The sequence below is a fragment of the Haloarcula sp. 1CSR25-25 genome (assembly GCF_032027985.1).
GTDB lineage: Archaea > Halobacteriota > Halobacteria > Halobacteriales > Haloarculaceae > Haloarcula.
In genome coordinates this window covers 662858-682133 of sequence record NZ_JAHYBW010000001.1, presented here as the reverse complement: position 1 = coordinate 682133, position 19276 = coordinate 662858, and the positions used below count along the sequence as shown (strand labels likewise).

Annotated in this window: 21 protein-coding genes; 14 read left to right on the top strand and 7 right to left on the bottom strand. The window is 66.5% G+C overall.

Features of this window, described 5'->3' with window-relative positions:
* The first annotated feature begins 88 nt into the window (after window positions 1-88).
* From KZ498_RS03390 to KZ498_RS03380, 3 genes are all read left to right on the top strand, one after another.
* Window positions 89-385: a hypothetical protein gene (locus KZ498_RS03390; protein WP_004959670.1), complete on the top strand. Its 297-nt coding sequence runs from the start codon at window positions 89-91 to the stop codon at window positions 383-385.
* Window positions 385-1359, top strand: coding sequence for a TRC40/GET3/ArsA family transport-energizing ATPase (locus tag KZ498_RS03385; RefSeq protein WP_312616803.1), 975 nt, complete (start codon window positions 385-387; stop codon window positions 1357-1359). Before KZ498_RS03390 ends, KZ498_RS03385 begins: the two co-directional genes overlap by 1 nt.
* Before the next feature lie 175 nt (window positions 1360-1534).
* Entirely contained in the window at window positions 1535-3430 is a 1896-nt protein-coding gene (locus KZ498_RS03380; protein ID WP_312616802.1) for a carbon starvation CstA family protein, read from the top strand.
* 33 nt (window positions 3431-3463) lie between these two features.
* On the opposite strand, the gene KZ498_RS03375 is transcribed toward KZ498_RS03380, so the two are convergent.
* Complete coding sequence (locus KZ498_RS03375; protein WP_312616800.1) at window positions 3464-4063, bottom strand: DUF6517 family protein; 600 nt, start codon at window positions 4061-4063, stop codon at window positions 3464-3466.
* Entirely contained in the window at window positions 4060-4743 is a 684-nt protein-coding gene (locus KZ498_RS03370) for a hypothetical protein (RefSeq protein WP_312616799.1), read from the bottom strand. Before KZ498_RS03370 ends, KZ498_RS03375 begins: the two co-directional genes overlap by 4 nt.
* A 176-nt stretch (window positions 4744-4919) precedes the next feature.
* Between KZ498_RS03370 and KZ498_RS03365 the strand changes: the two genes are divergently transcribed.
* On the top strand, window positions 4920-5135 hold the full coding sequence (locus tag KZ498_RS03365; RefSeq protein ID WP_312616798.1) for a hypothetical protein: 216 nt from the start codon (window positions 4920-4922) through the stop codon (window positions 5133-5135).
* A 5-nt stretch (window positions 5136-5140) separates the two neighbouring features.
* On the opposite strand, the gene KZ498_RS03360 is transcribed toward KZ498_RS03365, so the two are convergent.
* Window positions 5141-6340, bottom strand: coding sequence for an inorganic phosphate transporter (locus KZ498_RS03360; RefSeq protein WP_312616796.1), 1200 nt, complete (start codon window positions 6338-6340; stop codon window positions 5141-5143).
* 122 nt (window positions 6341-6462) lie between these two features.
* On the opposite strand from KZ498_RS03360, the gene KZ498_RS03355 reads away from it, so the two are divergent.
* On the top strand, window positions 6463-6744 hold the full coding sequence (locus KZ498_RS03355) for a hypothetical protein (RefSeq protein ID WP_312616794.1): 282 nt from the start codon (window positions 6463-6465) through the stop codon (window positions 6742-6744).
* Window positions 6745-6861: 117 nt separating this feature from the next.
* Here KZ498_RS03355 and KZ498_RS03350 read toward each other — a convergent pair whose 3' ends face one another.
* Complete coding sequence (locus KZ498_RS03350) at window positions 6862-7560, bottom strand: DUF5828 family protein (protein ID WP_312616793.1); 699 nt, start codon at window positions 7558-7560, stop codon at window positions 6862-6864.
* Between the two features lie 261 nt (window positions 7561-7821).
* Between KZ498_RS03350 and KZ498_RS03345 the strand changes: the two genes are divergently transcribed.
* From KZ498_RS03345 to KZ498_RS03315, 7 genes are all read left to right on the top strand, one after another.
* Entirely contained in the window at window positions 7822-8514 is a 693-nt protein-coding gene (locus KZ498_RS03345) for a type 1 glutamine amidotransferase domain-containing protein (RefSeq protein ID WP_312616792.1), read from the top strand.
* A gap of 201 nt (window positions 8515-8715) precedes the next feature.
* Window positions 8716-9774: a TAXI family TRAP transporter solute-binding subunit gene (locus KZ498_RS03340; protein WP_312616790.1), complete on the top strand. Its 1059-nt coding sequence runs from the start codon at window positions 8716-8718 to the stop codon at window positions 9772-9774.
* A gap of 60 nt (window positions 9775-9834) precedes the next feature.
* Entirely contained in the window at window positions 9835-10323 is a 489-nt protein-coding gene (locus KZ498_RS03335) for a DUF1850 domain-containing protein (RefSeq protein WP_312616788.1), read from the top strand.
* Window positions 10320-13013, top strand: a complete 2694-nt coding sequence (locus tag KZ498_RS03330) for a TRAP transporter fused permease subunit (protein ID WP_312616786.1) — start codon at window positions 10320-10322, stop codon at window positions 13011-13013. The genes KZ498_RS03335 and KZ498_RS03330 overlap by 4 nt, the downstream gene beginning before the upstream one ends.
* 113 nt (window positions 13014-13126) lie before the next feature.
* Window positions 13127-13804, top strand: coding sequence for a uracil phosphoribosyltransferase (gene upp / locus KZ498_RS03325; protein WP_312616784.1), 678 nt, complete (start codon window positions 13127-13129; stop codon window positions 13802-13804).
* Between the two features lie 259 nt (window positions 13805-14063).
* Window positions 14064-14501 (top strand): DUF2391 domain-containing protein, encoded by a 438-nt coding sequence (locus KZ498_RS03320; protein WP_312616783.1) that lies wholly within the window; start codon window positions 14064-14066, stop codon window positions 14499-14501.
* 46 nt (window positions 14502-14547) lie between these two features.
* Window positions 14548-15132, top strand: coding sequence for a hypothetical protein (locus KZ498_RS03315; protein WP_312616781.1), 585 nt, complete (start codon window positions 14548-14550; stop codon window positions 15130-15132).
* Window positions 15133-15590: 458 nt separating this feature from the next.
* Here KZ498_RS03315 and glmM read toward each other — a convergent pair whose 3' ends face one another.
* Window positions 15591-16907: a phosphoglucosamine mutase gene (gene glmM, locus KZ498_RS03310; protein WP_312616780.1), complete on the bottom strand. Its 1317-nt coding sequence runs from the start codon at window positions 16905-16907 to the stop codon at window positions 15591-15593.
* Window positions 16908-16983: 76 nt separating this feature from the next.
* A complete protein-coding gene (locus KZ498_RS03305) occupies window positions 16984-17160 on the bottom strand; it encodes a hypothetical protein (RefSeq protein ID WP_396276090.1) in 177 nt (58 codons plus the stop codon).
* A 58-nt stretch (window positions 17161-17218) separates the two neighbouring features.
* Between KZ498_RS03305 and rpiA the strand changes: the two genes are divergently transcribed.
* On the top strand, window positions 17219-17899 hold the full coding sequence (gene rpiA / locus KZ498_RS03300; RefSeq protein WP_312616777.1) for a ribose-5-phosphate isomerase RpiA: 681 nt from the start codon (window positions 17219-17221) through the stop codon (window positions 17897-17899).
* A 50-nt stretch (window positions 17900-17949) separates the two neighbouring features.
* Here the strand turns inward: rpiA and KZ498_RS03295 are convergent, their stop codons facing one another.
* The gene (locus tag KZ498_RS03295; protein ID WP_004517708.1) at window positions 17950-18117 is read right to left on the bottom strand and encodes a hypothetical protein; all 168 of its coding nucleotides are present in this window, start codon (window positions 18115-18117) and stop codon (window positions 17950-17952) included.
* 289 nt (window positions 18118-18406) lie between these two features.
* Here KZ498_RS03295 and larB point away from each other — a divergent pair, with 289 nt between their 5' ends.
* A complete protein-coding gene (gene larB / locus KZ498_RS03290) occupies window positions 18407-19171 on the top strand; it encodes a nickel pincer cofactor biosynthesis protein LarB (RefSeq protein WP_312616773.1) in 765 nt (254 codons plus the stop codon).
* Window positions 19172-19276 lie beyond the last annotated feature (105 nt).

Here is a 19276-nt window from a genome sequence, read left to right as displayed (position 1 = left end):
GACCGCTGTCCCGCCACAGCGGCTGGGCACTATCGACGGGTAACTGCGACAGCTTTTACTCCGTGCCTCTCGCACACACGACCCACTGATGGAACTGGCCGACCGAATCGAGCGCTTTCGCCGGACGCTGCGGGAGTGGGCCCGCGGCCTGTACCACGGCATGATAACGCACCCGGCCTACGAGAAAATCGAGAAGGAGGCCGAGGACATCGAGGACGCGTTCATGCTGGCCTGTTTCCCCGACGCCTTCGGCATCCCGTCGCCGGTGTCGTACTACACCGCCGAACTGCTGCCCTACCTAGAGGACACCTTCGAGGCCTGGGAGCGGCGGCTGTGGGACCGTGGGTCGTACATCGAACGCAAGGGCCAGCAGTACCACTTCTGATGGAGCCGTTCGTCTTCTTCGGCGGCAAGGGCGGGGTCGGCAAGACCACAGTCTCCTGTGCGTACGGCGTCAAGTCCGCGCGGGCGGGCCTGGACACACTGGTGGTCTCGACGGACCCGGCCCACTCCGTCACGGACGTGTTCGACCAGCAGTTCGGCGACGACCCGGAATCCGTCGAGGGTATCGACGGCCTCGACGCGATGGAGATCGACCCCGAGACCGAGGCCCAGCGCCACCTCGACGGCATCCGCAACGACCTCTCCGAGCAGGTGTCGGCCGCGATGGTCAACGAGATCAACCAGCAACTGGAGATGGCCCACCAGACGCCGGGGGCCTACGAGTCGGCCCTGTTCGACCGCTTCGTCGACGTGATGCGCAACGCCGACCCGTACGACAGGGTCGTCTTCGACACGTCGCCGACCGGCAGCACGCTCCGCCTGCTCGGCCTCCCGGAGTTCCTCGAGGGGTGGATCGACCGGCTGATGCACAAACGCGAGAAGAGCATCGACCTCTTCGAGAAGGCCGCAATCGGCAACAACGAGCCCCGGCGCGTGATGGACGGCGACCCGGTGCTGGCCCGCCTGCAGGACCGCAAGGAGTTCTTCGAGTTCGCCGGCGGCGCGCTCCAGGCCGACGCCGCCTTCTTCCTCGTGCTCAACCCCGACCAGCTCTCGGTCAACGAGACGCGACGCGCCATCGCGGAGATGCGAGAGCGTGACCTCTCGGTCCGGGGCCTCGTGGCGAACAAGCTCACGCCCGAGCCCGACCCCGACGAGGACGGCCGCGGGGCCCGCTATCTTCGGGACCGCGTCGCCACCGAGAACGAGCGGCTCCGGGAGGTCCGGGAGACGCTCGACCCGCCACTGGTCGCGGAAATCACGACCCGCACGGCGGAGGTGAAAGGCGATCTGCTCGACGACGTCGCCGCCGAACTCGATGTCGAGACGAGCGCCGAGGCGCCGACGTTCGTCTGAGCCGCCGGCTCTCCGCTCATGTGTGGCCCGCGCACGACCGATAAGTAATCAGATATTGGATTTTTTATTGACAGTAGAGACGGTGCGTCCGAGTGGGTTTTGACGGACTCAGGAAATATAAGAAATATATAATAACTATTAATAGCCTAATCTTGGTTAATATTCATGCACACGCATGACTCAAGTAATCTGGATCGTACTGGCCGTGCTGGTGACGTTCAGCGTGGGGTATCTGGGGTACTCGAAGTACCTCGCGCGGTTCCTCGAACTCGACGATGACAACGAGACACCGGCACACAAGTACGAAGACGGGCAGGAATACGTGCCGTCGAAGAAACCGGTGTTGCTGGGTCACCACTACTCCAGTATCGCGGGTGGGGCACCGATCGTCGGTCCCATCACCGCGGGCGCGGTGTGGGGCTGGGTCCCCGCCCTGCTGTGGATCGCCATCGGCAACCCGCTGATGGGGAGCGTCCACGACTTCGTCTCGCTGTCCGGCTCGCTCAGACACGAGGGGAAGTCCATCGGCTACATCATCGGTGAGTACATCGGAGAGGGGGGCAAGAACATGCTGCTGTGGTTCGCGTTCCTGACCATCATCCTCGTCGTCGCGGTGTTCGCGCTGGTGGTCGCCATCGTGTTCGACGCGTTCCCGCAGGTGACGACCGCGAGCACCGTCTACATCGTACTGGCCCTGCTGCTGGGGGTGTACCTCTACCAGCTGAACGGGCCGTTCCTCCCCGGGACTGTCGTGTTCGTCACACTGGTGTTTGCCGGCGTGTATGCGGGTATCCAGTACCCGTTCGCGCTGTTCCCGGCCGTCGGCGACGCGAGCTACCCCGCAGGGACGCTCGTTCTCGCGGACGTCCTGAATCTCGGCAGCGGCCAGTGGATTCCGGGGTCCTCCGCGACGGCGATGAACCCCAACCGTGCGGCGTGGGTGCCGATAATCATGGTGTACGCGGGTATCGCGAGCGCGCTCCCAGTGTGGGTGTTGCTCCAGCCGCGTGACTACCTGTCGTCGTTCCTGCTGTACGCCGGCGTCGGCGGCGCGCTGGTGGCCGTCATCGTCGGCACGATATTCGGCACGGCCGCCACCGAGAGCGGCTCGCTGGTCATCGCGGACTCGATGGGTGCGTTCAACGGCTTCTGGGGCGTCGAGGGCGCGGGCCTCGCACCGCTTTTCCCGCTGCTGTTTATCACCATCGCCTGTGGGACAATCAGTGGCTTCCACTCGCTGGTGTCCTCCGGGACGACAGCCAAGCAGTTGAATAAGGAGACCGACGCCCGCCTCATCGGATACGGCGGGATGCTCGGCGAGGGGCTGCTGGCCGCCGTCGCACTGTCGACGCTCGCCGTGGCCGGCTTCGCCGACCCCGCCGGCGGTATCGGTGCCGCGCTCCCGAACTTCGCGACGGGTGGCGGCATCATCTTCACCAGCCTCGGTATCCCCCAGACCTTCGGCGCGCCGTTCATGGCGCTCGTCCTGGTGAGCTTCCTGCTCACCTCGACGGACACGGCCGTCCGACTCGGGCGGTACATGATGGAGGAGATTGTCGGCCTCCGTGCGGGCGAGACGGCCTCCGGCTTCAACGTCGGCGGCGGCCTCCGCTCGACGCTCGGCGAGATCGGGCGCGGCCGCTACACGAACCCGCTCGTCCAGGCCATCCCGGCCTACCTGATGGTCATCTCCGGCGAGTGGCTCACGCTGTGGGCCCTGTTCGGCGGCGCGAACCAGTTGCTCGCGGCGCTGGCGCTGCTGACGGCGACCGTCTGGCTCGCCAACTGGGACGACAGCAAGCAGCTGTACTCCACGGGCGTGCCGATGGCCATCATGACGACGATTACCATCCTGGGGCTGTCCTGGTTGGCGTTCTACAGCAACCTCTATCAGAACCTCATCCAGGGCGGTGCCGAGGGCACTGCGGCGATTGCCTCCTCGGCCGTCCAGATGGTGCTGGCGCTGGTCCTCATCGGCCTCGCACTGGCGCTGGTCAAGAAAGGCTACGACAACATCAGTACGGTCCGTGACCGTGGTCGCGCCGGCGCGGTCGAGCCGGGCGACGACTGACAGCGACTCCTTTTCCGGTTTCCGCGCCGACAGCTACGCGTCCCGCGTGACCGCGCCGAACGGCGGCGCAGCGTCGTCCGGGTCGGTCGCTATCGCCGTCACCGAGTCCTCGCCGGCACGGACGCGAACCCGAGCGAGGCCGCGCTCGCTGCCCTCAAGCGTCGCTGTCGCTGTCATCCGTGTCGTTTCCGTCCCGAGAAGCGTCGCCGAGCCGTTTTCGCTCCACTCCGAGACGGAGCCGACGTCGGTATCGGTCGCAAGTGCGACGACGCGGGCATCGTCAACCGCGGTCAGCGGGTCACGGACGACCTCGGGCTGGTCGACGACCCGCACGGCCGGGGCGGTCAGGAGCCCGAACCGCGCCCCGCTCGCCGACTCGTACACGCGCCGGAACACCGTCGCGATCACGTCTTGGCGCGACGTCAGCTCCACGTCGCCCGAGAAGTCGACGGTCACGGTCGTCTCGATGGTCGGGCTCCCCTCGGCAACGAGCGAGTAGTCGCTGGACTCGGGGAGCACCGCCGGCGCGGCCGCGCTGGCCTCGATAGGCTCGCTCTCCTCCGGCAGGACGCTACAGCCCGCCAGCGTGGCCGTGCAGGCGACGAAAAAACTGCGACGTGTCGGTGGCGTCATTTCCAGAACCGCTTGGCGAGCCGTGAGAGGAACCCCTCGCTCGGCGCCGTCACGTCCTCCCAGAGGACGAACGCCTCGACAACGTCGGCAGCCTCGCCGGCGACGGCCGTCTGTTCGTCCGGAACGACGACGCCCAGATTGACCTCGTAGTGGCCGTAGTAGCCGAATTTCAACAGCGTGCGCTCGCGCTGGCCCTCGACGAACGACCGGACTTCCTCGGGCAGTTCGTCGGCGACGAGAACGAACGTGAAGTCGGTGCGGTAGTGCTCCTCGTTGGCGGTCACGCGCTCGTCGGCCAGGTCGTGGCCGAGTTCGACCAGCCGCTTCAGCTCACCGACCGTCGGCCGGTCGACCCGGCGGGCGTAGAGGTACTCCTCTGACTCGTGGTCGCCGTAGGACAGCGCCGGGTGGAAGAACTGCTTCTGGTTCAGCACCCGCATCTCGCCGTAGAGGTCCCAGCGCTCGCCCCGGAGCCGGTGGTCCCGCTCCAGCGTGTAGTTGTACATCAGGCGGTCGCTCACCCGGTCGAGGTACGGGTCCGCTGTCCAGTGTGGGACTTCCTCGACTATCTCCTCGGGCAGCTCCGATTTCGGGACCGCACCGGCCACCGGGTCCTCCCAGCTGTCCGCACTGTAGTCCGGCGATGCCTCGACCGACCCGGACTCGGACTCCTCGCTCATCGTGTCGAGTCCCGTGGGCGTTCAGTTCGCATCGGCCCCCTGCCGCGGTAGCTCATACCATGGCGATGCCGTGTCGGAGTCTTAAGCGCGTCGGTCAGACGCCGGTCGTCCACGGGCCGTACACGACCGCCGCGGCAGGTTTTTGACGCTGGCGTCCGAATCAGTCACCAACAATCATGGCGAAAGACACCGAAGCCTGTGGCCGCTGTTCGATGAGTGTCGTCGTCGACGCGGTCGACGAGAACGAGGGGGAAAAACCCCACGACCCCTTCGGCGACGACCGCATCGAAGTCGACCGGCGCGACATCGAGCGCGTCTCGCCCGAGGCGTGGATGGGGCGGCTCTCGACCCGCGTGAACGAGGCCGTCAGTCGCTACGTCTGGGGTCGCTGACCGGGTCAGAGCACCGCGTCGATGACCCAGAAGAGGCCGTAGCTGAGAGCGAACGCCAGCGCGAGCGACCCGACCCAGGCCAGCACCGTCTTGCCCATCTTCTCCCGACTGACTTCGCCGCCACCGGCGGCCGCGCCGGAACCGACGATCGCGGAGACGATGATCTCGTTGAACGACACCGGAATGCCGAAGAAGACGGCCGCCTGCGCGATGATGAAGCTCGGAATCAACGCGCCGATAGAGCGCCGCGGCCCGAGCGAGGAGTAGTCCTGTGCCAGCGCCTTTATCATCCGCGGCGCGCCCGTCCAGGACCCGACGAGGAGGCCGAGCCCGCCGAACAACAGGACCCCGGTGATGGGGATGGCCGCGGTCGGCCCCTCGCCGAGCAGGGGCACCAGCGGCCCCAGCGCCAGGCCGACCTGGCTCCCGCCGGCGGAGAACGCCACGAGCCCGCCCATCACCAGCAGGAAGTGCCGCTGGCCGGCGGCCGCGTCCGCCCTGATGTCCAGGTACAGCAGTCCCGTGGCGAGTGCCCCGATAAGGAGCGTCACGACGACCATCGACGGGAGTATCGACGTCCCGGCCGCCCGCGCGACGGCGCGGGCCACCGATACCTGCTCGCTGCCCGGCGCCAGAAGGACGAACTCGATGTTCGCAAGGATCATACCGACTAGCCCGCCCAGCAGCGGCACGAGTCGCTCCTCGGTGGTGGCCTCGTGCCGGAGCGACCACGCCGTCCCGAAGGCGATGCCCCCGCCGACGAAGGGCGTCAGGACCCACAGCGAGACGATCTCGATGTACTTGGCCGTCGCCGGCTGGCCCCCCATCGCCAGCCCGACGCCGACGACCGCCCCGGTGACGGTAAACGCCGTGGCGATGGGGTAGCCGGTGAAGATGCCGACGGCGACCAGCACCGCCGCGGTCAGCAGCGCGACGATGGCGGCGATGGCCGACAGGCCGCCGCCACTCGGGAACAGGACGAGTTCGCTCCCGACGGCCTCCGTGACGTTGGCCCCCTGCAGGACCGCCCCGGCCAGTCCGAGGAGGCCGACGAAGAACCCGGCCCGCATCACCGAGATCGCGTTCGCACCGACGGCCGGCGCGAACGGCGTTGACCCGGACGACCCGGCACCGATGGCCCAGGCCATGAACAGACTCGCCGCTGACGCGACAACAAGCGTCGCAATCGTACTCGTCGCGACCATCTGTCACGGCGTTTGCCCTGCCCTGCAATGAGCCTACCGTTCGCCCGACCATTCTGTGGCCGCCTCCCGACATCCAACAGCACGGCCAAACGTTCAGGTGCCAGGGCGTGGTTCGGTCCCGTATGCCCGCCGCCGAAGAGACTGTCCGCGTCTGGCTGGTCGAACGGACCTACTCGGACGACGAACAGAACCTCATCATCCTCACGTACGCGACGCCCGACGGCGACCAGTACTTCCGCAAGGAGCGCGCCCTGACCTCGTTTTCCGACGTCCGCGACACGACGGCCGCCGTCGATGCGGACCCTGACAACCTCGGGGCCGTCGACGACGAGGACCTCCGGGCGCGGTACGCCGCCGAAGCGACGCGGATGGCCGAGGCACACGACCCAGACGATGTGATCTGAACCGACTGGATGTTCGACGTCGCCGCTCGGACGCAGAGCCGAGGCTACCGGCAGTGTGCCGTCTCAGCTCCTCGTCCCTGCTCGGATACAAAACCGATGCCGGCGGCACGGACCGCCTTAGTTCGTCTTTGCGTCCGTCTCTTCGCCCGGCTCCGTCGCGTCCACACCCTCAGCGGCCTCGACAGCCTCGGTGACTTTCTCGGTGTCGACGTGCCAGCGGTCGACGGCCTGCTCGAAGTCGGCGAGCTTGTTCGAGACGCGCATCTTCAGGTCGTCGTCGTTGACGTTGACCTCGAAGATGTACTCGGGGCGGTCGCCGTCGCCGACGCGACGGAGGTTCGCGCTGATGAGGTCGTTGTCGAAGTAGTAGGGCGCGATCTGAGTCATCACGTTGCGGTAGACGGTGTCCTCGACCTTCCGCAGGGCCTTTCGACTGGCGGAGTCGGCCGCGCGGGCCACGTAGTCGACGGACTCGCTCCAGCGCTCCATCGCCTCGTCGGGCTCGTCGAGGTTCTCGTAGGACTCGCTGAGCTTCTCGCCGGCGGTCTGGAGGTCCTCGTCCGGCCCCTTGCCGGCCTGTTCTCCCTTGCCCTCGTCGACGCTCGCCTGGTCGGCGGTCTTCTCGTTGACGTCCTCGTCCAGTCGCTCGTGGCTTTTGGGTCGCCACTCGTCGAACTCACTGAGCGCGTCCCCGTCGACGGCTTCGCCCGACGCGATGTCTTTCAGCGCCTGCGTGATGCGCTCGCCGTGCTCGACGATGTCGACCCAGCCGCCTTTCGTCTTGAATCCTGAAACGCTCTCTTCGATGTCTGCCATTGTATAATAGATCGGTCTACGACAGCCGCGGAACCTGCTGCAGTGGGCTGTCCATCTGTACACAGCGCATTGCTGCTCAGTGGGGTTAAACGTTTCCGCTGTAACGTCGTGTTCGATACTCTCCCAGCGGAGTCACCTCCAGCCATCGACAGCGACACGCCAGACGACCTGCTGGCCTGCGCCGCGGCCGTCCCGCCCGCGTCGCGACTTCGCTCGATACCGAACGGCCGCTTATAAGGATTGCACGCGAATGGTCACGTGATGGCATCCGCACTATTCATCGTAAGCGAGCACGGGTACTGGGGCGAAGAATGCATCGAGCCGCTGACGACCCTTACAGACGCCGGCCTGGATATCACGGTGGCGACACCGACCGGCGAACCGCCGGTGCTCGACGAGCGCTCGGTCGACCCCGACGACGTCGGGGAAGAGCTCTCGGAACACGTTCGAGAGGTCCACGAGACCGACGAGCGCCTGAACAACCCGATTCCGCTGGCACAGGCCGACGCCGACGACTACGACACCGTCGTGTTCCCGGGGGGCCACGGCGCGGAGTGGGACATCACACAGGACACGCACGCCCGCGAACTGCTGCGCGCGACCGTCGCCGGCGACGACGGCAAGGCCCTCGTCGTCTGTCACACGGTCGGGATTCTGGCGTTCACCAGGGACGCTGACGGCGAGTTCCTCGTCGACGGCCGCTCGGTCACCGGCTTCCCGAACGCCTGGGAGGAGGGCATCGTCGACGAGAACGACCTGCTCCCCGACGGGCGGAAGCTCCCGTACTGGGTCGAAGACGAGGTGAAGGCCGCCGGCGCGGACTGGGACGCCGAACTCGACGCCGACACCAGCGTCACAGTCGACGGCGACCTCATCACCGCCCGCGGCCCGCCGTCTTCGGCTGCAGCCGCCCGGACGCTGCTCGACGAGCTCGGTATCGAGACGCCCGCGTAACGGGTCCAGACGCGGCGGTCGCCCGCCGCAATATCACCTGGGCTGAATTTCACGAAAGATAGTATATTTCGTCCACCTGTCTTTTTCCATCCGTCTCCCGTCCGGTGGAATATCTCGTCAAACGCTACCGTACACTATAGTCAAATAACGACTGTATAATTGCTAACATTCTTGAATACCCCGTGTGACGTAGCCATACGCATGACTAACAACTCCACGCGTAGGCGGTTCCTCAAGACAGCAGGCGTTGCAGGTGTCGCGGCTCTCGCCGGCTGTGGCGGCGGCGACGGCGGCGACGGCGGCGACGGCGGCGACGGTGGCGACGGTGGCGACGGCGGCATGACCGAGACGGAAGGCGACGGCGGCGACGGTGGCATGACCGAAACCGAGACGGAAGCCGAGGTTGACACCCGTCTCTCGTGGCACGCCGGCGGCACCGGCGGGACCTACTTCCCGCTCTCGAACGAGTTCAAGACGATCGTAGAGGAGAACACGGACTTCACGCTGAACGTTCAATCGACCGGTGCGAGCGTCGAGAACGTCGGCAGCCTCGCCAGCGGCAACGCCGACTTCGCGCTCATCCAGAACGACATCGCCTCGTTCGCGAAGAACGGCACCGGCATCGATGCGTTCCAGGACAACGCCATCGAGAACCTCCGGGGCGTCGCGACGCTGTACCCCGAGACCATCACGGTCGTCACGCTCGCCGACACCGATATCACCTCGCTTTCGGACCTCTCGGGCGCGACCATCAACACCGGCGACCTCGGCAGCGGGACCCAGGTCAACGCGAACCAGATACTCGAAGCGGTCGGTATCACCGACTTCACCGAGCAGAACGCCTCGTTCTCTCAGGCTGCCGACCAGCTCCGGAACGGCGACATCGACGCCGCGTTCGTCGTCGGCGGCTGGCCTGTCGGCGCTATCGAGGACCTCGCAAACACCAACGACCTCGTCATCGTCCCGATCGAAGGCGACAACCGCGAGGCCGTCAAGGACGCCGCCTCGTGGTTCGCCGACGACACCATCCCGGCCGGCACGTACACGGGCGTCGACCAGGCGACCGAGACTGTCGCCGTCCAGGCGATGATTGCGACGAACGCCGAACAGCCCGACACGACGGTCGAATCGGTCACTGCGGCCATCTTCGACAACGTGGACGACCTCTCCATCAAGACGGACTTCATCAGCAAGGAGTCCGCACAGGACGGGATGTCCATCGAACTCCACCCCGGCGCAGCGGCCTACTTCGACGCGTAACGCCGCCGACCGACGCCACCCGCATCGTTCGCTAACCAGCTTCTATTTCCCAGAACCGGAATGAGACGACGATACGTCGCCGTCGCGGTGCTCGTTGCCCTCCTCCTCATCGGAACCGTAGCGACGGTACCCGCTGGTCGTGTGCTGGTCGTCGAGGACGCCGAGACCGGCGAACAGTACATGACAGTCCCGGTCGAAGACGGGACGACTGTCGCTCTCGAATACACCCACAGCGTCGAGAAGACGCGGGTCTACGACGAGTACACTGTCCGCGGGGACTACCTGGAGATGACCCGCATGGAGTTCGAATCGTTCGGCTGGGGCCTGCCGAGCGGGGCCAACGTCACCCGCGAAGACGGGGTCTACGTCTTCGACCCGCCGGGCAACTACACACGTGTGACAGTCTCACCCGGTGATGTCGCGGGACACAAACTTCACGTCGGAGCCGAAACCTACGACCTGGTAGCCCGCACCAACGGCCGTTCGGTCCATCTCCATCTGGCCCGGCGCTCGGCGTTCGGTGCTGCGACAGACCAGTTCAACCCATGACTGACGACACACCACCTGACGATAGCGGGGAGGCCGTATCGGACGAAGAAGTCGACGAAGTGCTCCAGGAGATCGAGCGAAAGCGGTCGCTCACAGGCTGGGCAGTCGTCGTCGTCGCGCTCATCGGCATCGCTTTCTCGGTGTTTCAGATGTGGCTCGCGGCGAAGGGGTTCGTCCTCTCGATCTCGCTGCCCGGCGTCGGCGATATCGTGTTCGCGTCGCTGCAACTGCTCCAGATCAACGCCGTCCACGTCTCCTTCGGCCTCATCCTGACCTTCCTGCTGTATCCAGGCAGCACCGGCGACGGGCCACTGTCCCGGCGCTGTATCGCGCTCGGGTCGCTCGTCGACGAGAAACTCGGCGCGGACCATCCGGTGTCCCGCGTCGTTGACGCCATCGGGGGCGCTCTCGCCTGGGCGTTCCTGGACTCGGAGATGGACCGTGTGACGCCGTCCGATTTCGTCTTCATCGCCCTGTCGGTGTTATCCGCTGCGTACTTCATCACCGACTTCCAGGAGATCCAGCGCATGCGTGCGCTGGGCGTTCAGCGTGGGCGCCCCATCCAGGAAGTGTTCACCTTCCTGGAGCCGGTCGCGGGCCTGCTCGGACCGCTTGCCGACACCTCCTACGCGTTCGTTCTCGGCGTCCTCGGCGTCTTGCTCGTCCTCGAAGCGACCCGCCGGGCCATCAGCCTCTGGCTGATGGTCATCGTCGCGGTGTTCGTCGTCTACGCCCGTTTCGGCGTCCTCATTCCACAGGACGCCGCCTACGTCGGCGTCCTCTCAATCCCGGAACTGTCCTGGCCATCTATCATCCAGAACCTCTGGTACAACACCGAAAACGGGGTGTTCGGGATTCCGGTCACCGTCTCCGTGCAGTTCATCTACATCTTCATCCTCTTTGGCGCGTTCCTGGAGATGTCCGGCGCGGGGCAGTGGTTCATCGACCTCGCGTACGGCGCCACGGGCACCCGGAAGGGCGGCCCGGCGAAGGCATCCATCCTCGCCAGCGGCTTCATGGGGACCATCTCCGGCTCGTCCATCGCCAACACGGTCACGACCGGCGCGTTCACGATTCCGCTGATGAAGCGGTCGGGCTACTCGCCTGAGTTCTCCGGCGGCGTCGAGGCCTCTGCCTCCTCGGGCGGCCAGATTCTCCCCCCGGTGATGGGGGCCGCCGCGTTCCTCATCGTCCAGTACACGGCGACGCCGTTCGCCGACGTCATCGTCGTCGCGACGATTCCCGCCATCGTCTTCTTCTTCGGCGTCTGGGTGATGGTCCACTTCGAGGCGGTCAAGGAGGACATCGGCGGGCTCGACCCCTCGGAACTGGTGGACATCCGCAGCCACCTCCGGAGCGGGTGGTTCTACCTCGTCCCGATTCTCCTCCTGCTGTACTACCTCATCATCGAGCGCCTGTCGGTCGCCCGGTCGGCCTGGTTCACGCTCATCGCCATCGGCGCGCTCATCACGCTCGTCGCGGCCTACGGCGACGAGACGCGAACCCGGCTCGGGGCGATTCTCGGCGTGCTGTTTGGCACGTCGCTCCTCTCGCAGTTCCTGTTCGGCGCCGGCGTCCTGGGTGCACTGGCCGGCGACGGGACGGGGTCCCAACCGCTTGCGGACGCGTTCTCGGCCACCGTCGGCAACATCGGCACGCTGATCATCCTCGCCGGTGTTCTCACGCTGATCACCCGGCCACGACTCGACTCGCCGCTGCTTTCCTTCGACGGTGCTGTCGACGACGCCGCCGAGACGACCGCCGACGCCGTCGGCCGCCCGAACCTGGCCTCGAACGGGCTGTACAAACTCGGCGTCTTCCTCGGAAAATCCATGGAAAGCGGGGCCAGAACGGCGGTCCCGGTCGTCATCGCCGTCGCCGCCGCCGGCATCATCCCGGGCGTCATCAGCGTCTCCGGCCTCGGCCCGAACCTCGTCTCGCTCATTACGGCCGTCGCCGGCGGGTCGCTGGTCTTGCTGTTGCTCGTCACCGCGTTCTCCTCGATTATCCTCGGGATGGGGATGCCGACGACTGTGACCTACATCATCCTCGTCTCTCTGCTCGCGCCGGCGCTGACCGAGTTCGGCGTCCCGCTGCTCGCGGCGCACCTGTTCATCCTCTATTTCGGCGTCATCGCCGACATCACCCCGCCGGTCGCGGTGGCCGCCTACGCCGCCTCCGGCGTCGCGAAGTCCGACGCGTTCCAGACCGGCATCGAGGCGTTCTCGCTGTCGCTCAACAAGGCCATCGTCCCCTTCGCCTTCATCGTCACGCCGGGCATCATCCTGCTTCGGCGCGTCCCCGAGGACCCCGGATACAGGGTCGTTCAGACCGCAGACCTGCTTGACATCGGCTATGCCATCCCCGAGATACTGATTCCCGTCGCGGGCGTCTTCCTCGGCGTCGTCGCGCTGGCCGCGACGGTCATCGGGTTCGCGTACGCACCGGTCTCCCGGGGCGAGCGGGCGGCGTTCGCGTTCAGTTCGCTCCTGTTGATGGCTCCCGGCCTCGCGGTGTCGGGCACGTACGACCTCCTCGGGCTGGTCGGCATCGGCGGCGGCGAGATGACGGTACTGCTCGACGTTGCGCTTCGCGGCGTCGGCCTCGCCCTGTTTGTCTTCCTCATGATCAAGAACCGCCAGCGCGGCGGCGACCCTGCGGCACAGGCAGGCACGGCCGAGCCGGCCTGATACTGTCGGCTGTAAGCCCGTAACGAATTTCGCCATCGCGAACCTCTCAAAATCGTTACAGCCAACAGCATGAGTGAGAACCGTTTAACCCATTGGGGGTCAACGAGCACGATATGCCAATCGAACAGCGCGGCGACGCCTCTGTCGTCACGCACGCGCTGGCGCGAGATGAACTGACACGGATTCGAAACGTCGAGACCGAACAGGTCGCCTTCCGCAAGGGCCTGGTCCGCCTCGGTCGTATCTGCGGCTACGAGATCATCGACGGCCGGATGGAGACCGAGTACACGGAGGTACAGACGCCGCTGACCACGACGATGGGCGAGCGGGTCAAAGGGCTCGACGACGTGGTCATCGTCAACGTCCTCCGCGCCGCGACGCCGTTCGTCGAGGGACTGCTCAAAGCGTTCCCCCGCGCCAGACAGGGTGTCATCTCCGCCAGCCGCGACGAGGACGCCGGGATGAACGACGACGGCGAGTTCCCCATCTCTGTCGAGTACGTCAAACTGCCCGACATCACCGAGGACGACACCGTCATCATCGCGGACCCGATGCTTGCGACCGGGTCGACGATGACGACCGTGCTCGATTACATCACCTCGGAGCAGACCGAGCCGGAGAACCTGCTCGTCCTGGCCGCGGTCTCCGCGCCCGAAGGCATCGTCCGCGTCTCGGAGGCCCAGCCGGACGCTGATATCATCAGCGTCGCTATCGACGACGAACTCGACGAGGACGGGTTCATCGTTCCCGGGCTCGGTGACGCCGGCGACAGGGCCTTCCGGACGACGTGAGCGGTCCCGGCTCGCCCGACCTGCCGACAGAGGCGAAACGTTTTTATTCGAAGACCGAATCAAACGACGATGTCGCGATTTTCCGTATGCTACCAGCCGCTGTACCCCCTTACTTCGCCTGGAAACCGACAGACGGTAGCACGATTTCAGTGCAGTTGAAACGTTCAGAGCGGCTGTGGGCCGCCCCGCAACTGGGCGTGGCTCCCAGTCACTAGTCCCGGACCGGGAGGCTTTCCTACCGACGGGACAGCAACCCGGTATGGCCCGACGCCGATACCGGATCGCGGACACTGCCCAGCAACTCGTCGGCGGGTTCCTGCTTGCGGGTCCGTTCGTCGTGACCGAGGAAGTGTGGGTACTGGCCGAGAACATGTCCTGGTCTCACGCGGTCGTCGTCGTCGGTATCGTGTTCGCTATCGGCTACGGCGCGCTGTACAAGGCTGATGCCGGTCGGGACATCGACACCGAAGCGGAGGTGGCCGGCATTCCGATCCGGTTCGTCTCGCTGATGGGGGTCGCGTTCGGATCGGTCGCTATCCTCGCGATGGCACTGACCGCACCGGACACGTTTCTGGTCAACGGCGGGATTCTGCCGGACCCGACGCCGATGACCGTCGCCCTGACGACCCTGAAAGCGATCATCGTCGGCGCGATATTCAGCGTCGTCGGGGCTGCGACGGCGGACAGCGTGTTCTGAGCGGGACCCGCACACTTAATTGGGTGCCACCCTCCTTGATGTGCATATGGAGTATACGCTGGCTATCGACAACGCGCCGGAGACCGTTCCGGGTGGCACGGGGGTACTGCTCCTGCATCCGAGCACCGGCGAGACGGACCGACTGGACACGCAGTTCCTCTCGACCGACACCGACTCGATGCTCGTCATCTCGACCCGGACCACGGCCCGGGAGGTCAAGCAGAAACTGGAGTACTACGAGGTCGACGAGTCCAAGGCGACCATCCTCGACACGCTGTCGGTCGAGCGCGGCTACACCCGTCGCCGCTCCGAGGGCGTCCGGTACGTCTCCGCTCCGGACGACCTGTCCGGTATCGTCTCCGAGACCGAGACGTTCCTGCAGGACCACGACGGCAAGCTCCGTGTGACCTTCGACTCGCTGACGGAACTCATCTACTACGCCGACGAGGACGGCGCGCTGTCGGCCGTCAAGGACATCCTCGACCTGCTCGAGGAGTACGACGCCGTCGGGATGTTCCACCTCGCCGACGAGGTCCACGACGAGGAGACGGTCGCGGCGTTCAGGGACCTCTTCGACGGTGTCATCGAACTGTCCGAGGACGGGACCGTTACGAGTTCCTTCGCGGAGTAACAGGCCGCGCTCCGGTTCGAACCACTCGCCTCTCGATGGGTTTGGGTCGACCGACTCTGTCCCGTCCATCGAGCGCGTCGTCGCTATCGAACGAAACGGTGTTTTCCACCGGCAGCGGCGCCAACGCCCTGTATGCGAACTCTTACCAGACCAACAACAATTAAGAGGGTATAACCCACATAGAGGGTTGTATGCCGGAATGCCAGAACTGCGGTAATTTTGTAACGGCTGACTACGCGCGTGTGTTCACGCCGAACGGGGTCGAAAAGCCCAGAGTCTGTCCGCAGTGCGAAGACAAGATCCGCGACGGGGCAGACGTCCGTGAGGCTCGGTCCACGCGCCGCGGGTAGAACCGGTCAGGAACTGCCGCCCTGTGACCTGGCGGTTGCGGGGACGTCTCTCCTCTCAGGTTGGACCCGTTCGTAACCGCTGTTTTGCCGCCACACACGCCTTCGCTCTCAGACTATCGCATCCGTCAGGCGCGTCCGTGCCTCTTCGAACACCGCGTCCGCACGGTCCGGGTCGCGTGCCTCGGCGGTAATCCGGACGAGTGGCTGGGTCCCGCTGGCCCGCAGGAGGAACCACGCGTCGCCGAGGTCGACGCGGACGCCGTCGAGCGTCGTCACGTCGTCGTAGGCGTCGGTCACTGTCTCCCGAACGCGGGCCATCACGGCTTCCTTTCCGTCCGTTTCGACGCTGTCCCGGCGGATGGGGTACTCCGGCACGTCTGCGGCGCGGTCGCCCAGCGGTCGCTGGCTGTCCAGCGCCGCGACGGTACAGGCCGCCAGCGGGCCGTCCGGACACAGCGTTCGCTCGGGCCATATCCACGCGCCGCTTGGCTCGCCGCCGAACGCGACGCCCTCGGCGCTGGCGGCCTCGGCGACGTACACGTCGCCGACCGGGGTGTACTCGACGGCCACGTCGATAGCATCGAGGTGGTCGGCGACGGCGAGGCTGGTATCGACCGGGACGGCGACCCGCTCGCCCGGTTCCGCTGCGGCGCGAGCGAACACGGCCAGCAACACGTCACCCGAGAGGAAGGTCCCGTTGGCCGCGACGGCCCGCATCCGGTCGGCGTCGCCGTCGTGGGCGACCCCGAGGTCGGCGTCGGACTCGGCCACGAGCGTCGCCAGGGACTCGCAGTTCTCGGCTTTCGGCTCCGAGGGGCGACCGGGGAACGCGCCGTCGGGCTGGCCGTTGAGCGTCTCGACGGAACAGCCAAGCTCCGAGAGGGCGTCGACGCTGACCCGGCCCGCGCCGTTGCCCAGGTCGACGACGACGGTGCTGTCGAGGGCCGTCTCGCCGGTTTCCGCGACCAGGGCGTCGACGTGGCGCTGGCCGGCGTCCCACGATTCGTGGCCGCCGCTCTCGTCCCACGCCGCTGGCTCGAACGCTCCCTCGTCCAGTCGCCGTTCGATGGTCGCCCGCAGGTCCGCGTCGAAGGCCTGCCCGCTGGGCTGCCAGAGCTTGATACCGTTGTCCGCCGGCGGGTTGTGGCTCGCCGTCACTGCGACGCCGGCGTCAGCGTCCCGCCACGATACCGCGCGTCCGATGGTGGGCGTCGCCGCACCGCCGAGGTCGACCACGTCTACGCCACTCTCCCGGAGGCCGGCCGCCAGCGCCGCCTGCAGGTACTCGCCGCTCGCTCGCGGGTCCCGGCCCACCACCACCCGCTCGCAGTCGATGCCAAGCGCTCGCCCCACCGAGAGCGCCAACTCGGCCGTGACCGCCTCGCCGACGGGGCCGCGGATGCCGCTCGTTCCGAACTGTGTCATTACCCGCCTCTGCGTCGGGCCGCCCCTAAAACCCATCCGGCATGGGACGGAGCCGGGTCGGTGATGTCGACCCCCGTCACTGGGACGGCGACCACTCGCAGGCCGTGCCGGTGGTCAGGTCGGCCGCGTCGATGTGGGCCGACAGACAGCCGTAGTTACAGAACTGTGCTGTCGGCTCCCCGTCGGGCGTCTCGCTGACGAATATGGGGTCGTGGGCCTCGACCGGACAGCCACAGTACGTGCAGTCAGTCATACCAGCGCTTGCGGCCGGGAGAACAAACGTTTTGTCCGCGTCTGTCGACCCACCGCACATGAAACAGGGCGGCTCCGACGCGGCGAAACAGGCGGCGGGGGAATCGGCGGCCGAGGCGGTCGAGGACGGCATGGTCGTCGGGCTCGGCACGGGGTCGACGGCGGCCTACGCTATCCACGCCATCGGGCGGGCGGTCGACGCCGGCCTCGACGTCGTCGGCGTCCCGACGTCGTTTCAGTCCCGCCAGCTGGCCCGTGACTGTGGGGTCCCGCTGGCCGACCTTGCGGACGTGTCGGTCGACCTCGCTATCGACGGAGCCGACGAGGTGGCCGACGGTGACCTGATAAAGGGCGGCGGCGCGGCTCACGCCCGGGAGAAGATCGTCGACGCGAACGCCGACCGCTTCCTCGTCGTCGCGGACCCGACGAAGGAGGCTGACCAGCTCTCGGTGCCGGTTCCCGTCGAGGTGCTGCCGATGGCCCGCTCGACGGTCGCCGCGGCGGTCGAGGACCTGGGCGGCGACCCGGAACTCCGCCGCGCAGCGCGCAAGGACGGCCCCGTCGTCACCGACAACGGGAACCTCGTTCTCGACTGTGATTTCGGTTCCATCGACGACCCCGCCGCGCTCGCCGACGCCCTCGCCGCCCTCCCCGGCGTCGTCGAGCACGGCCTGTTCGTCGGAATGGCCGACGAGGTTCACGTCGGCACCGCCGACGGCGTCACCGTCCGAACGCCGTAGACAGCTGTCGCTGGCCGGCTCGCGTCAAAAAAACGTCGCTTGTAACGACCTTACAGGTCGCGCGGCTGGACCGTCTTGCGGTCGTTCTCGTCGGCGCGGCGGGCTGCGTCCTGAAGCAGCTCTTCGACTTCCTCGTCGAGTGCGTCGTAGAAGTCGGACGCTACGTTCATGTCGTTGAGCTCTTCCTTAACGGCGGCTTTGACGATTAGGTCTGCCATACAGACGGGGTATCGACGGGGGTTACTTATATACTTTCTCCAATCAGTTCGCTCTCGCCGCTATTACCGGCAGTTTGAGGCGTTATACGGCACGTAACCCCTTATAAATCCACGATTGTGTCCTTACAGTCACATCAGAATACGCCGTTACCCCTGTGCCAGACGGCTATTGTCGGTTTCATCCGGCGGAGCGTCGCTCACGCGCGCTCATACAGGTCCGACCCTGATTGGGGCTGTACACCGACTCCGGACCGACGGATAGGAGTGGCCGGGTCGCCGAGTGAGTCGTATGCGCGATATACTCGAATCCGTTGCGGCGGGTGACCTCTCTCCGGCAGAGGCCGAGGCGGCGCTTGCGGGCTATGCGACCAGCGGGGCCGGTCGGTTCGACGCCGCTCGCGAGGAGCGGGCCGGCGTTCCCGAGGCCGTCCTCGCGGACGGGAAGACACCGGCGGAGGTGGCGGAACTGGCGGCGACGGCCGTCGAAACGACGGAGCGGGCGATCGTGACGCGGCTCGACGCCCCCACTGCGACGGCCGTCCGGGAGCTGTTGGCCGAGACAGCCCCGGACGCGACGGTCCGGTGGGACGACCGCTCGAACTGGCTGGTGGCGGCGACACCCGCCTTCGAGCGCCCGTCGCTGGATGCCTCAGTGGGCGTCGTCACCGCCGGGACGTCCGACGCCGTTCCGGCCGGTGAGGCCGCGCTCATCGCCGAGGAGATGGGCGCGGCCGTGACCCGTATCGACGACGTCGGCGTCGCGAGCCTCGCCCGGACGATAGACGCGGTCGACGGCTTCCGGGACCAGGACGTGCTCATCGTCGCGGCGGGCCGCGAAGGCGCGCTCCCGACGGTCGTCGCCGGCCTCGTGGACGTCCCGGTCATCGGTCTCCCCGTCTCGACGGGCTACGGCCACGGCGGTGCGGGTGAGGCGGCACTTTCGGGGTTGCTTCAGTCCTGCACCGCGCTCTCCGTGGTGAACATCGACGCCGGATTCACCGCCGGGATGCAGGCCGGCCTAATCGCAAGACAGCTCGACGATGCACGGACGTAGACGCCCCTGCGAACCGCAGGCATACCCAAGTATTTGGGTAAAGAGCTATCACCGTAACGCGCGTACGCGTATACGTCGGCGGTGGTGTCGCCGACGAACACGATG